The following is a 14,899-nucleotide window of genomic DNA, read 5'->3' on the forward strand; positions in this document are numbered from 1 at the left end:
GTTAGGCGCTGTTCTTACGCTTTGCCTGGGCGTAGGAATAGCGCTATTTATATGCGTACTTTTTACGTTAATATAGGCGTTTATCACGCAAGGTAGTACAAATACTATACGCGTCATTTAGGCGCTAATATACGGGAGGAATTACGGTGGCATTGAAACGGTTAAATCCGGAACACTTGATAGCTATACGTTACCTAGCGCTTCCGAATAGGGGCGGACTTACTATTGAGCAGATAGCGCAGGAATGCGGTGTCTCACGTCAAGCGGTATGGAACTGGCGTAGCGATCCGCTATTTGAGTCGGAACTAAAGAAGCAGATACGGCGTAACCTTCTCGATCGCGTGCCTTCGATTGGTGCGGCTATGGCTGACGCGGCGGAGGCGGAACACAACGCTGCAGCCGCTAAGCTCGTGCTACAAATGACGGACGTACTAACGGAGCGCATTGACGTAACCACAACGGAAGGTACATCGCTGAACCGCGAGGAACTGGACCGTAAGATTGCGGAATATCAAGCGCGTAAAGTGGAGGAGTAAACCGGGATAACTTGCGTCCTATTAATGAAGGAATACGCAATACTTACTTAACCGGCGTTGACATGGCGGTAATTTCACCTGCTGCGAAGCTTGGGCGCGTGCCCTCCGAGAATTTTCGGAATGGCGAAAAGGGTACGCATTATCTACGTACCCTACGCTCGTTATAGCTTAAACCCTTCGAGTGACTCGTCGATTTCGTCCTGGCGTATGCCTATGTAACGCTTCGTTATGGATGGCGCGGAGTGGTTGAATATCTCCTGCAGCGCGGCTACGTCCTTATTGCGCTTGTAATGGTGATAACCGAATGTCTTGCGCATTGTATGCGTACCGATATCCGTACGGTCGATCATCTCGCCAGCCTTTACGAGCGCTCTATACGCTTGTGTAGGCGTGATATAGCCGTTGCCTTTACGGGAAGGGAATAACCAGTCCTCCGGACTCATGCCGCGTATATACGTAGCGATCTCCGGCTGGATCGCTTTGAGGTTAACGTTGCGAACCTTACCGCTTTTCTGTTCGACGATGCGTACATGCGTCTTATCCTTGACGTCCGCAACCTTGAGCGTGACTATATCCGATACGCGAAGGCCCGTATTTATTCCAAAGACAAACATAAATAAATTGCGCTCACCTGACCATCGGCGGAGTGACTGCTTCATGTCCTCGATTTCCTCGCGTGTTCTAAGCGGCTGGACATCGTATATAGCCTTTTTATCGCTCACATTAACACGTCCTTTTTATACATAATAGTACGTTGAATGTACGATTACATTATCATGTGCTAATCATATCACGTAAACCTAGTAAAATCAACGTTTTGAATGTACGAAAAGATACAAAATCATACATTCGCAAGAAAATATGAGGGCGGCCCACCCCCGGCACCCCTAGCCAGGCCGCATTCTCGTGCGAACACAATCCGCGTATCAATTTTAACTTTGAACTTTACATACAAACGCTGCAACGTTGATACTCGCTGGCACACGCTTGATTTTACCGTAGAATTTCCGTGAAATTAGCGCGATACAAGCGCAATACGACTATTTGGTAGGTAACGCAGTAATCACGCTAATTTCACGGGAATTTTACGCAATTATAACGAAGGAGGTGACGCGGCTATCGCATGGGTAAATGACCAATGGCTTAAGCGCGATGAACGAACGGAAACGATCGCAGGGCTCGACGCTCTTATCGGAGCGATGACTGCGAACCTTGACACGTTGTCTTACGAGGAAGAGGCGGAACTGGCGCAGTACCTTGACGAAAGTGAGCGGTTAACGCGGATAAATCGGGGAGAGGGTGACCTACTATACTTCGCGTTCGAATATTTCTCAGAGACACGTAATCCAGGTAACGCCGGTAATTGGGACGGGTTCAATATCGCCAGTCTCGACGAAGCGCCCGATTTTCACTGTGAAATATGCGCGACAATGGACGATGTTTCGATGCGGACGATAAACGCTAAGGTCGTACGTGCCGCGCCGCGATCTCACGCAAAATCATCGTATTTATCGAAGGCTAAACCTTTACGCGAGATAGTGTACCGGCACCGTAAATACATCATCAATATTTCGGAGACGCCTACGGTTTCAACCGGCAACCTCGAATGGATCGCGGGCCAGCTCAAAAGTAACGAAAAGCTACGGCGCGACTTCGGACCGCTATTATCCCCGAAGCAGCAAGCGAATCCAAGAGATAATTCTACGGAGTTTATCGCATGGGAGCCGCAGCCTAACGGAGTTCCGCGTCTATTAACGAAGATGGAGGCGGCAAGTAGTAACCAAACGTTGCGTGGACGAAATTGGGAAGGCGTACGGCCGGATCTGATTATATGCGACGATTTGGAAGACGTCAGAACAAACGCGGCTACTCCGGAACAGCGGCTAAAGCTGCGTGATTGGTTTTCACAGACGGTTGTGCCGCTGGGCGATCCGGAAGGCAAGAAGACCGCGATTATCTATATGGGTACGGTTGTACACGTTGAGTCACTGCTGCGAACCGTAATGAAGCGGCCGGACTTCAACGATAAGCTATATAAGGCGCTGATTGAGGAGCCGGAACGTGCGGATCTGTGGGATAATTGCCGCGCAATCTATCTGAATACAGACGATGAAGACTCGGTAGTCCATGCGCGAACCTTTTATGATGCTAACCGTACCGAAATGGACCGCGGAGCCGTCGTATTATGGCCGTCAGTTCAGCCGTTATGGACGCTCATGACTTGGAAATGGGCTAACGGAAGCAAGGCGTTTAATACGGAATATCAAAATACGCCCATCGACGAAGAGTCCGCGATATTTAATCCGGAACAATTTCGTTACTACGACGAATCTGATCTATTTGACGATTCCGGGCGTCCTAGACCCTTAGAGCTATACGCATTTTGGGATATCGCGCAAGGAAAGAATAGCAGGTCTGACTATAACGCTATAGTGACGATAGGAAAAGACCGAACAACGCGCGTTATGTACGTGCTCGATGCGTGGGCGCGCAAATGCCCGGCACACGTTGCACTAGAGCAGGCGGCACAGTTTATAAAAGATTATGGACATAAGACGTTTGCGGTTGAAACTGTCGGCGCACAACACGATATGTACCGGCAATTACACGAACGGTTATCGAAAGAACGTATCGGAACTACTCGACTAAAGCCCGTCATTTCACGGACTAAAAAGGAAATACGCATAGAATCCTTGGAGCCGCTCATTGAGAGCGGTTTTTTACGTTTCAACCGCTCGCACCGCCTATTGTTTGAGCAAATGGAGCAATTTCCAACAGGAACACACGACGATTTGCCTGACGCATTGGCTGGCGCAGTTGAGGTAGCTGGTGGAACAGGGCGACGAGGGCGAACGTGGCACAAGAAGCCAAAAGGATTTTAAAAGGAGGTTAGGGATTGTTCAAGGTAGGACAAGTTTATCCACCAAAAGACCACGAAGATCGGATAGAACGTTATCGAGAAAACGTGGATTTGGTGAGTTGTAGTAAATACCTAATTAGCCGAATTGCTCAGTTACTCGAAGTAGAAGAACATCGGTTTATCTATACGAACTACGCCGGGCTGATTTGCAAGAAGTCAGCGGACCTTCTGTTCGGTGAATCTCCGATATATAGCGCCGGCGAGGACAGCTCTACGGAACAGAAAGCTCTTGAGCGTATCGTAAAGGACAACGCACTAGGAACTGTCAACTACGAAATGGCTTACGGTAACGCCTATCGGGGCGACTCGTTCTTTAAGGTGAAGTGGGCGCAGGAATATCGCGGGGCCTTATCCGAAACTCTCGACCCTTACCGTGCCGTAATTGAAGCTCAAAACGCGGCGTACGTGTTTCCGGAAACTATCCCAGGCAACGAGAAGAAAATCGCAGCTTATCATATCGCGGTTCCCGTAAAGGTAACCGAAGGGAACTCCGTTAAGTGGGAGCTTTTCGTCGAGACGCACAGGCCGGGCGTAATCATTACGGCTAAATACGCAATGTCTGCTCAATCGACTAAAGATGGCGAGGTTATTTCGTGGAATATTACTGAGGAACTGGAAGCGCCAGGTGATCCGGTGGCTACAGGAGTACCGTTGCCGCTAGTGGTCCATGTTCCTAACTTTGCGCTAGATACGTCATGGCAAGGCGTCGACGACATTACGGAGAATAGGGCGCTTCTGAGCGAGATTAACCACCGTCTTACGCAGATATCTAACATCTTAGATAAACACGCGGACCCAATCCTAGCGGTTCCGACCGGCATTTTAGAAGATGGACCAGATGGCATACCGCAGCAAAAGGCCGCCTACGCAAAAGTAGTGGAAGTGGTAGGGAAAGATGACGTTATTCCGCAGTACATTACTTGGGACGGACAACTTGAGTCCGCCTTTAAGGAGCTAGACAAGCTTATTGACGCGCTGCTAACCGTGGCCGAACTTCCTCCGGTGGCACTCGGTAAGGAGAACGCTGGCACAAGCGGAGCAACGGGGCTAGCGGTCAAGTATCGGATGGGCCCACTACTTTCGAAGACGACGCGTAAGCGCCAGTATTTCGATAAGGCTCTAGTTGAGGTGCTGTTCATTGCGCAATTGCTGGAACACGCACAATCAAACGGAGAGCTCGATTATACTCCAACGAAGCCGCACATTATTTTCAAAGACGGATTACCTACTGACGCCCGCGAAATGGCAGAAATAGCGCAAATACGTACCGGCGGAAAGCCGACGTTAGCCGTATCCGATGCGATTAAACGTCTAGACGGAGTGAACGACGAGCAGGCCGCACAAGCAATCGCACGAATTGACGGTGACGAATCACGAACGGTTGGAACGGTTGACTCCTCGTTATTTAATGACACCGGCGAGAGTGCCGCGTAATGAGTATACCGGACCCGAAGTACGACTACGACGTCACCATACTCGTTCGCGCATTCAAAACCGCGCTACTCGATATAACTGGCGAACTTTCGCGCCTCGACCTAACCGGCCTATCCCGCGCTAATTCAAAGTTTGCACTCGCGGAAGTTTCAAAGATACTTAGCGGACTTAACGCGGAGTCCGCAGCGTGGGTAGAAAAATACGTACCGAAAGCGGCGACCGACGGAGTAATCCGCGCGATCGTCGATTTGGGCATTGTATCAACGGTAGAAGAGGCGGAGAAGATCGCGAAGTTTAGCCGCATCAATCGTGAGATGGTCGCGGCAGCTGTGGCGGATACGCAAGCCGACGTATTGGCCGTTACGCAGAATATCGAGCGAAAGGTTCGGATTGCAGTACGCCAGGCTACCGCAGATTCCTTGCGCGGGAACATGGCGAAGGGAGTCAACGGTAGCCGTACGATTAGCCGCGATATTCTCAGCGGAATGAAGAAAACGCTAGGCGATTCCGTTAATACCGGAATAATTGATTCGGCCGGAAGGCGCTGGGACCCGAAAGTTTACACCGATATGTTGGCGCGAACAAAGTTATCGCAAGTACATCGCGAAGCTACGACTAACGAGGCGGTAGGACGCGGCGCTTATTATGCGGTTGTTTCACGTCATGGTGCGACGGATGCCTGCCGTAATTGGGAAGGCCGGATAGTTAAACTGATTCCGGAAGCGCCCGGCGAATTTCCATTTGTGGGCGACATTCCGAGACGTGAGCTTTTTCACCCGTCGTGCCGCCACGTTTTATCACCGATACGCGATCCGAAATTACTAGAGCAATAAGCTCCGCGTCCGAACGCAAACGACGCCATAAACTTCGCGGAAACTATGCGCTACGCGGCGCTTAAACGCGGGAGGACTAACGATGCAAAACGAAATTAAACGTTCACGATATCCGCTAAACCTGCAGTTATTTGCGGAAGAAGATACCGAACCGGACAAGACGTTCACGCAAGCGGATCTAGACCGCGTAGTTGCCGAACGTTTGGCGCGAGACCGTAAAGGCCGCGAAGATTACGACGATATCAAAACGAAATTGACCGCGCTAGAACAGGCGGAGGCTGAACGTGAGGCCGCAAAGTTAAGCGATACGGAGCGATTAGAGGCGGAGAAGGCGGCCGCGCTCGCTGCAGCGGAGTCCGCAAAGGCTGAGCGGGATAGGGCGCTCACTACAGCGAATCAACGTCTGATTAACGCGGAGTTTAAGTCATTGGCGCGCGAGGCTAACGTACCTGCGGACCGTTTAGTGGCTGCGTTGAAACTAGCGGATTTGAGCGCAGTTACGGTGGATGACGACGGGAATGCGGTCGGCGTAAAGGAAGCGGTCGATGCGCTCATCTTGGCGGAACCGTACTTAGCGAATACGGCTGGCGGTGGGAGCCGTCAAATTGGCGGAGATACAAACGGCGGGAGTCGCAAGCCTGGAACTGACGGCCTCAGCACTCGGGAAAAGCTTTCGGCAGGATACGCAAGTAAATAAGTAAGTAAGCAGAAGGGCCCCTTGTGGGCTCTTTTTTATTACAAAAAACATAACTAGGGGGATTTATAAATGGCTTTGACACTATTGGAATCCGCGAAACTTTCGCAAAACACACTTCAACAAGGGGTAATCGAGACTTTTGTACAGAATGCGCCGGTGCTGCAACTCATGCCGTTCATGGACATTCAAGGTAACGCCTACACCTACAACCGAGAGGCTACGCTACCAGGAGTTGCATTTCGTGGTGTGAACGAGGCTTACACTGAGTCTACTGGTACGGTTAACCCGGTTACTGAGAGCCTGGTAATCCTAGGCGGAGACGCGGACGTGGATAGATTCATTCAACAAACACGTTCTAATATCAACGATCAACGTGCTATTCAAACGGCGCTAAAAACAAAAGCTGCAGCTTTTAAGTTTCAAGATACTTTCTTCAACGGAGATACCGCAGTAGATTCTAAATCCTTCGACGGTTTGAAGAAACGCCTTACGGGTAGTCAGTTGATTAGTGCAGCGCCTAACGGTTTGGATTTAAGCGATGCAGCTAATGCAACAATGTTCCTCGAAGCTCTGGACGCTTTGATTTATCAGACTCGCGGTAGAGCGGACGCACTGTTCATGGACTCCAAGACAATGATTAAGGTTAATTCCATTGCGCGTAAACTTGGCTACTTCACGCAAAGCGAGGATGCTTTTGGTAAGCCGGTAGTTACTTACAACGGAGTGCCTATGTTCGACGCCGGTGATAACGCTGCTGGAACTAAGGTAATCGGACACGCCGAGACTGCAGGTACGTCTTCGAATACAACTTCGATCTATGCCGTTAAATTCGGTGCTGACGAGTACGTATCCGGTCTGACTAACGGCGGCGTAATGGTTGAAGACCTCGGTCTTCTGCAAGAAAAGCCAGCTTACCGTACTCGTATCGAGTTTTACACTGGATTGGCGCTGTTTGACGGTAAGTCCGCCGCACGTTTGTCCGGTATTATTGCCTAATTGACCGGGAGGTGCGCAGATGCACGTAATCAAAACGCCTAACGTGAACTATGACGGGACGACACATGGCGTCAAGTTTAGTAATGGTGTGGCTGTAGTTGAAGACGAGGGTCTGCGCAAGATTCTCGTTAACGATTACGGCTACGCGTTGGAAGAAAACGAAAGCAAGCCGGAGGAGCCGCAAGTCAGCGTCATAAAAGCGCCAAGACCGCGCAAGACTGCCGCAAAATCCTCCGGTAAATAAACGGAGGTGTGCGCATGTCAACGACAGTAATCGCAGCAGATGCTTATATTAGCGCGAACGTAATTGATACTGAGGGATGGACGGATTCAGACGCAGCCAAAAAACAACGAATGTTAAATGTGGCCGAGCGTACTTTAATTCGCTATTACTCGAGATACACGATTCCGGACGATGCTGTATACGAATTTGCTGCGGCTTTGGCTACGGTCTATAGCGATGTAATGGTGCAAGGACAACGCGGCATACAGTCCACGTCACTCAGCGGCGTAACTTCGATGAGCTTTCGGGACGGGACGCGCGAGTTGTTTCGGTTAATTCCGCAAACATGTCGTGATTTAATCGGTGATGCAAACGGAATTACTCTTCCTGCGCGACGCGTCGGGAGGTTGATTCCGTAATGCCGGTTATACCACTTAAACAAGACGTGATTATAGCGCCGTTTACCGGAACCGATCCGGATTATAACGAACCGCAATACGGAGTCCCATACGCGATGAAATGCCGCTTTAGTGAGGGCGTTAAACTCGTACGCGATCAACACGGAGCCGAAGTCGCCAGCGTCGGCGCATTTCTATTCGATAAGCTGCCGAACGTTTCGCTCAACGATATCTTCACGTACACCAACGAACTATTAGCGGAGACAACGTATACGCCAATCGCAATAAGCGTAAAACGGGCGCTCAACGGGAAGCCGCTAATAACGGAGGTGGACGTATAATGGCGCTCTTAACTGTCGCAGATGTTAACGCAGCAATCCGCTTAATCATTCCGGGATTTACCGTAGTCGGTAACGATTTCGTAGCGGCGAATCCGGACGATTGCGCTTATACGCGGATAACGGGCGGACCGCCTCCGAAAGAATGGTCATCCGTTGCCTATCCGTCAATACAAGTCGTAATACGCGCGAAGTCTACCGCGACTGCCGAAGCGAAGGCTAACGCAATATTCGAAGCGCTACACGGTAAGGCGGAATTTACCGTCGGAACAACGCGCGTAGTTAAGTGTCTGGCGGATCAGAGCGCGCCTTGGTATCTCGGACCTGATGCGAATAACCGCGCGTTATACTCCGTTAATTTCACGCTTACCACATCGATATAAACGCAGGGCTGTCCGTAATCGGGCGGCTCTTTTTTGTTCGCAAATATAAATAAAAGGGGACATGTGAGAATGTCACAAAACTTTGGCAAGATCGAGGTAGGCCCAGCAATAGTCGAATATGGCGAAGGCCCAACGGCGGTAAAATTCGAGACAACGATCGGCGGCGTCGTTTTCAACACGGAAACTACTTATCGCGAACAGAAGACGGATCAAACCGGAGAGACCATCGTCGGCAAGCGCGTAACCGGACGTAATGCCAGCGTAACCGTTCCGTTCGGTGAGTACGAATTATCCGTTATTCCGAAGATTATGGCGGGCGCGGAAGTCGTAACAGGCGCAGGCGGATCGAAGGTTAACGTTAAAACTGGCGTAGGTCTGAATCTGATCGACTCCGCGAAGAAAGCCGTTATTAAACCGCTGGCTAAACTGACTGATCCGGATTTTTGGATTACGATGCCACTGGCGTACAGCGAGACGGACTTATCTTATTCATACAACAACGAAAACGAACGCATCACCAACGTAACTCTCCGGTCAACACCGGATGCAGACGGAATCATCGCGATTCTAGGAGACGAAGAAATCACAGCAACACCGTAAGTATCACGTTGAAAGGGGCGCATAGTTGCGCCTCTATTTCTTTATAAGGAGCGAATATAATGCAGATTTTCAAGCGTTCAGATAAAGCGGAAACTACCGCGCAAGAAATCGTAATTGACCCCAACGTAATTAAGCTCGGAGACAGAACGGTAATCGTGCGGAAGGTTGCGGTCGGCCAATGGCGCGAACTATTTGCCGCAGTTAACATGTTGCCGGAATTAATTATGGGCGTAATGGCGGCGCCGGCTGACAACCGCGTAGCTTACTTATTTGCGTTTATCGATCACGCGTTAACCGACATCGTACGCGTAGTCAGTATCCTAACGGAGTTCGAACCGGAGTGGATCGAAGCTAACGTAGCGCCGGACGAATTGATGGCGTATTTTACCGCCGTTGCGCGCGTTAACAATTTCGGAGGACTCTTAAAAAACGTGCAAGGCGCTCTGCAACTAGCGAACCTGCAGACGGGGACAGCGGAAGCGAGCGCCGAGTAACGATTGACGAGTTTTTTATTGACGCAGCCGTACGCCTCGGTAAAACGCAAGTTGAGTTCGAGCGCGGTTACTACGTTATGGACTTGCTCGACGTGTTAGATGCGGACAAGCGGCGCAAGGCTGGCGAAACACTAGATGCGCTAAACGTTAACGTCATGTCGCACACGACGGACGCAGAAGGATACCGCAAGTTTACGACGGGGCTGCAACGTGAGGCGGGCTTCACAACGCAGAGTAAGCCGAAGTTTGACGAGGCCGGATTTAACATGTTACGCGATCAGATGACCGCGGGGAGGGTGTGACGGACGATGGATTTTCGGATGGAAACGGAGGCGCTGCGTCAGTTTTTAGAGCGTCAGAAAACGCGCGTCCTCGACGGGGCGACTATCGGATTACACGACGCTACCGACCACTTACTCGCGGCATCGCGTAATGAGGCTCCGTTAAAGTCGAGTACATTGCGGATAACGGCCGGCAAGGAAGTCGTAAATAGGGACGGACGGATTTACGGAGAAGTGTTTTACTCCGCAACAGAAACGGGCGCAAGTGGGGCGCGCTTTAATTATGCGTTACGTGTTCACGAAATGGGCGAGTATAAGAATCCGACGACGCCCGGAACTCGTCCGAAGTTCTTATCGCGACCACTCCGAACGAATGAGCGGATATATAAACAATTTATCGCGGATGCAGTAAGGAGGGCGCTAAGATGAGCACGGGCGGAACTAATGTAGGCGAAATACAAGCGCGGATTATCCTCGACATCGCGGAGTTTAGGCGGAATATTGACGAGGCTCGGCGCAGGATACAGGATCTCGAAGACCAAAGTAGACGCGGAGCAGACGGTATGCGGAACTTAGGCTCCGCGCTTGCGGGCCTCGGTGCTGGCGCTGCTTTAACGAAACTTGTACGAGAAATGCAGTCGGTCGTCGCGGAGAGTACGAAATTATATAACGCGTTCCAGGGACTTAACGCCGTTGCGAAGGGCTTCGGTATCCAAACGGGAGACGCACAGCAAGCCGCGCAGGATTTAGCAAAGCGCGGTTTTTTAACGCTCACTGAATCGGTGCTAGCGTTTAAGACCGCGATGTCTACCGGACTTGATCTCGGAGAGTCTACGAAGCTTATTAACTCACTCGCGGACTCAGCCGCATATAACCGTCAATCTTTTTATACGATGGGCGGCGCTATCCAAGCGTCACTCGACGGTATTAAGAATGGTAACTCCGTACTTTCCGACGCAGTAGGGATCACCAAGAATTTATCCGTTCTCCAAGCAGAATATGCGGAATCAATTGGAACAACGGCGGGTCGCCTGACGGATGCGCAGAAAATACAAGCAGCCTACACTGGATTTATGCGTGAAGGTGCGATATTTACTGGGAACGCGGATGAAGCGATGCAAGGATTCACCGGTACGCAAAACCGTTTCGCGCAAGCTACGAACGAAGCACGTGTCGCACTCGGGGAGTCGTTTACTCCCGTTGTGCAGAAAACGCTTGAGTCGCTGACTCCGACGATAATTGCGCTAGCGGACTTTGTAACGGAACATAAAGCGCTTGTAGCGGGACTTGCAACGGGAACCGCCGGAATGCTTGCGTTTGTGTCCGTGCTCACAATGTTACCGCCGTTATTTGCGTTAATTAAGACCGGGATGATGGCGCTAGGAGCATCCGCAGGCCCAATCGGATTGGCGATCGTAGCTATCGGAGCACTGGCGGGCGGGATCGGCGCGTTGGTTGCGAAAAAGGGAGAAGACGCAAGAGCGACGCAGGACATGCTTAAGGCGCAGAAGGAACTTAATACGCTGCTCGATAAAGCGCCCGTCGATCAATCAGCCGCAGACATCGAAACGCTCACGGCTAAGACGAAGGAACTTACGGACGCCCTCAACGAACGCGCAACGATGGAAAGGCGCCTCAACGAAATCCAAGCGGCGGGTGATAAAGGTTTAGGGAATCCCGCGATGATGTCGGAAGCAATGGACATTAACGAAGCTCTTGCGGAAATGGACGATAAGCTGCGCAATATGGGATTCGACGGAGTAGAAGCCGCAACGTCTAAACTCGAAGAGATGAACAAAGCGCTCAAATATTCCGTAGACTCAATATCCGCGCAAGACAAGGCGGAAGCATCCGCACTCGCAACGAAGAAGGCGACGCTCGTACAAATGAGCGCATTGGCGACGCAGTTTAAGGAGTTATCCGGTTCTCAAACGCTGGACGCCTCGCAAAAAGGACGGCTCGTTGACGTAACGGAGAAGTTGATCGAACAGTATCCGGAGCTTAACGCGCGGCAAGGCGAGGACGGGCGTATTCGTGCGGACAATATCGACGTGATCATCGACCAAATTGCCGCGGATAAGAAATTTACGGACTTAGCAGCCGATCAAGCTGCGGCACGGATTCGTAACTTCGCGAAGGAAAATAAGGCGCAAGAGGAATCGGTCAAGACGCAGATTAAGAACTATACGCTGTTGATCGAAGCTATGGCGAAAGTATCCGGAGCAAAAGCGGCAACATTTGCGGAGTCCGTAGCGCAAGGTGAGGCGCGCATGAACGGTAAGACGCCGAACGTTATGGACATCGTAAACAACGATTACCTAACGAATAAAGTTACGGAGGAAGCAAAGCAGGGGCGGGATCTAGCGCTCGTACAACAGCAGAAATATTCGGACGCAGCACGCGAGATGGAGAAGTTAGCGGCGGAAGTTGAAGCCGGATCTCAGACGTTTACGAAGGATATTATTCCGCAGGATGATCCGAAAGCCAAGAAGGAAAAGAAAGCGAAGGGTAAGACCGCCGCGGAACTTGCCGCAGAAGCACGTAAGGTTGCGTACGATGCCGATCTTAAGACCGTCCAATTCCAAGCGGACTTTTACGATATGACCGCCGACGCGCAGATTAAAAAGTATGACGCGCTTAAGGCGAAACACGCAAAGTTTCTAGCGGAATCCATCGACGACGCGCGTACGTTGCAGTTGCAGCTTAAGCGGTTATCGGAGGACAGCGCCCAATCACGCTATGACTTTTCGACTACGTGGATTGATGCGGAGTCTAAACGGATGGAAGACAGCGGCAAGTCCGAACTCAAGATCGCGGAAATGAAGCTCGCAAGCTGGACGCGGCTACGTAATCGTTACGCGAAAGACAGCGCAGAGTATATCGCCGCCGATGATCAAGTCCGCCAATCACGCAAGAACGTAGCTACCGCAACCGAAGCGGAAGCGCGCGCTCAATATAGCGCATCGTCCAAGTGGATTAGCGCAGAGGAACGCCGCATGTCTGACGCAGGCAAATCGGAAACAGAGATCGCGCAAATGAAGATTGACGCATGGACTCGCGTACGGGATCGATACGCCAAGGACTCGGAGTATTATGCGCAGGCAGACGAGCAGCTCTACAATCTCCGCAAATCCCTCACGAAGCTGACGAAGGATCTCGCGGACGATCTCGTTAAGAAGCAGAAAGCCGCGATTAAGGACACGAAGGATGCGGAGCTCAAGGCGATCGAAGCGCGCAAGCAAGCGGCACTCGACGATTATGACGCGCGGATTGACGCTATCCAGCGCTTACGTGACGCCAACAAAGAGCTTAATGTTGACGCGGACTATGCGACGCAATTAGCGGAGAAACAAGCGCGATTGGCGGAATTGGCAAGCGCAGTCGGTCCGGAAGGAATTGCGGAACGTGACGCGCTTCTTAAGGAGATCGCGCGCATGCAACTCGAACACGACCGCGAATTAACAGACCGTACGCTTGCGGATCAACAGGACGCGCTCAAGGACGAAAAGACTGCGCAGACGAAGGCGTACGAAGCGGAGAAGACCGCAGCCGAAGCGCAATATGACGTACTTACGGCGGCATTTGATGCGTACTCAGGCGATATCAAGTCGATAGAGGACGGAATCGCGGCGTATCGTGTTAGCGCAAGTGGTTCCGCGAATAGCGCGATCCTCACGGAGCTCGATTCGTTCGTTGCGCAGTATAACGCAAAGATGGCGCAAGTTACGCAGATTAATGCGGAGTCGAAGAAGGCGGCCGATCTCATTCGTTATAACGCGAATAAGGATGCGTACGACGCGGCGAAGAAGTCGGGAAACACGGCGGAAATGCAACGTCTACAATCGGATAATCAAGCGATCCGTGATATGTACGGAGTCACGACTGATACCGGTAAACTGCAGGCATTCAAGGAAGGCGGCGTAGTTCAAGGCTCGTACGGTTCGGCGGTTCCGGTAATAGCGCACGCCGGCGAGATTTATTTAAATCCGCAGCAACAATCTACGCTATTTGATATGATCGCAAATCCGCGCCTGAGTCCGGCGGCTCCGTCAACGACTACGAATATTACGAATCACATCGACATGAGCGTCAATGACGTAGAGATCGCAGATAAAGCGGACATGCGAACGGTTTACGACGAAAGAGCTCGCGCCATAGAACGCCTGCAAACGATGGGAGTGAAGGGCGGATGATAACGTACGATGTAGCGGTAAATGGCGTGTGGCTATCAACGGTGGGCGCTTCGTTATTTGAGCGGCGCTTGCCGGTCCTGCCGGAAATGGACGATAACACCGTTAAACTCGCGGGAACAGATGGCGTAGTTGATTTCGGCGGCTCATACGGAGCGCGAACGATCGGCTTAACGTTTGAGATAACGTCATCGGCTGCGGAGTTTCATCGAACTCTTGCGTATTTAGCGCGGACATTCAACGCGAAGCGCGGAGAGATTACGCTACAGTTTGCGGACATGCCGGACAAGTATTACCGCGCAGTTTATTCCGGAACACTGACGCTCGGTGCGACAGGCTCGCGGCTGATCGACGTGGAGTTGCGCATGAATGATCCGTGGCCGACCGGTAACGAGTCCGTAACGGAGTATACGATAACAACAGCGGTAGCAGCGGTAGATATCGAATCGAATGCGGACGTTAACGCGCAGCCAGTCATTACGCTGACGAATACGGGCGGAAATGTAGTCCGCGGCTTTACGATAACGAACGAGTATACGCTCGAATAATAGAAGACAACGTGAGAGGCGTCGGGAA

16 protein-coding genes are annotated in these 14,899 nt (G+C 51.4%); 15 read left to right on the forward strand and 1 reads right to left on the reverse strand.

What is annotated here, in order from left to right; genetic code table 11:
- Positions 1-146 precede the first annotated feature (146 nt).
- Positions 147-536, forward strand: a complete 390-nt coding sequence (locus ACN6KS_RS02435) for a phBC6A51 family helix-turn-helix protein (protein WP_440961258.1) — start codon at positions 147-149, stop codon at positions 534-536.
- Between the two features lie 161 nt (positions 537-697).
- Here the strand turns inward: ACN6KS_RS02435 and ACN6KS_RS02440 are convergent, their stop codons facing one another.
- On the reverse strand, positions 698-1,258 hold the full coding sequence (locus ACN6KS_RS02440; RefSeq protein ID WP_440961259.1) for a tyrosine-type recombinase/integrase: 561 nt from the start codon (positions 1,256-1,258) through the stop codon (positions 698-700).
- Between the two features lie 477 nt (positions 1,259-1,735).
- On the opposite strand from ACN6KS_RS02440, the gene terL reads away from it, so the two are divergent.
- The 14 genes from terL (at position 1,736) to ACN6KS_RS02510 (ending at position 14,871) form a co-directional block, all read left to right on the forward strand.
- Entirely contained in the window at positions 1,736-3,418 is a 1,683-nt protein-coding gene (gene terL / locus ACN6KS_RS02445) for a phage terminase large subunit (protein ID WP_440961260.1), read from the forward strand.
- Between the two features lie 14 nt (positions 3,419-3,432).
- Entirely contained in the window at positions 3,433-4,890 is a 1,458-nt protein-coding gene (locus tag ACN6KS_RS02450; RefSeq protein WP_440961261.1) for a phage portal protein, read from the forward strand.
- Positions 4,890-5,723, forward strand: a complete 834-nt coding sequence (locus tag ACN6KS_RS02455) for a phage minor capsid protein (protein ID WP_440961262.1) — start codon at positions 4,890-4,892, stop codon at positions 5,721-5,723. Before ACN6KS_RS02450 ends, ACN6KS_RS02455 begins: the two co-directional genes overlap by 1 nt.
- Positions 5,724-5,805: 82 nt before the next feature.
- Entirely contained in the window at positions 5,806-6,420 is a 615-nt protein-coding gene (locus tag ACN6KS_RS02460) for a phage scaffolding protein (protein WP_440961263.1), read from the forward strand.
- A gap of 69 nt (positions 6,421-6,489) precedes the next feature.
- Positions 6,490-7,416, forward strand: coding sequence for a major capsid protein (locus tag ACN6KS_RS02465; RefSeq protein ID WP_440961264.1), 927 nt, complete (start codon positions 6,490-6,492; stop codon positions 7,414-7,416).
- Positions 7,417-7,435: 19 nt separating this feature from the next.
- A complete protein-coding gene (locus ACN6KS_RS02470; protein ID WP_440961265.1) occupies positions 7,436-7,660 on the forward strand; it encodes a hypothetical protein in 225 nt (74 codons plus the stop codon).
- A gap of 14 nt (positions 7,661-7,674) precedes the next feature.
- Entirely contained in the window at positions 7,675-8,058 is a 384-nt protein-coding gene (locus ACN6KS_RS02475; RefSeq protein WP_440961266.1) for a hypothetical protein, read from the forward strand.
- Positions 8,058-8,378, forward strand: coding sequence for a hypothetical protein (locus tag ACN6KS_RS02480; protein ID WP_440961267.1), 321 nt, complete (start codon positions 8,058-8,060; stop codon positions 8,376-8,378). The genes ACN6KS_RS02475 and ACN6KS_RS02480 overlap by 1 nt, the downstream gene beginning before the upstream one ends.
- Entirely contained in the window at positions 8,378-8,758 is a 381-nt protein-coding gene (locus ACN6KS_RS02485) for a minor capsid protein (RefSeq protein WP_440961268.1), read from the forward strand. Before ACN6KS_RS02480 ends, ACN6KS_RS02485 begins: the two co-directional genes overlap by 1 nt.
- 69 nt (positions 8,759-8,827) lie before the next feature.
- Positions 8,828-9,358 (forward strand): hypothetical protein, encoded by a 531-nt coding sequence (locus tag ACN6KS_RS02490; protein WP_440961269.1) that lies wholly within the window; start codon positions 8,828-8,830, stop codon positions 9,356-9,358.
- 59 nt (positions 9,359-9,417) lie between these two features.
- Entirely contained in the window at positions 9,418-9,852 is a 435-nt protein-coding gene (locus tag ACN6KS_RS02495; RefSeq protein ID WP_440961270.1) for a hypothetical protein, read from the forward strand.
- Between the two features lie 308 nt (positions 9,853-10,160).
- Entirely contained in the window at positions 10,161-10,562 is a 402-nt protein-coding gene (locus ACN6KS_RS02500) for a hypothetical protein (RefSeq protein ID WP_440961271.1), read from the forward strand.
- Positions 10,559-14,326 carry a hypothetical protein gene (locus tag ACN6KS_RS02505; protein WP_440961272.1) on the forward strand — a complete coding sequence of 1,256 codons (3,768 nt, stop codon included), beginning with the start codon at positions 10,559-10,561 and terminating at the stop codon, positions 14,324-14,326. The genes ACN6KS_RS02500 and ACN6KS_RS02505 overlap by 4 nt, the downstream gene beginning before the upstream one ends.
- Positions 14,323-14,871: a phage tail domain-containing protein gene (locus tag ACN6KS_RS02510; RefSeq protein ID WP_440961273.1), complete on the forward strand. Its 549-nt coding sequence runs from the start codon at positions 14,323-14,325 to the stop codon at positions 14,869-14,871. Before ACN6KS_RS02505 ends, ACN6KS_RS02510 begins: the two co-directional genes overlap by 4 nt.
- Positions 14,872-14,899: the final 28 nt, after the last annotated feature.

The organism is Paenibacillus nitricinens (assembly GCF_052056485.1).
Lineage (GTDB): Bacteria > Bacillota > Bacilli > Paenibacillales > Paenibacillaceae > Paenibacillus_AQ > Paenibacillus_AQ nitricinens.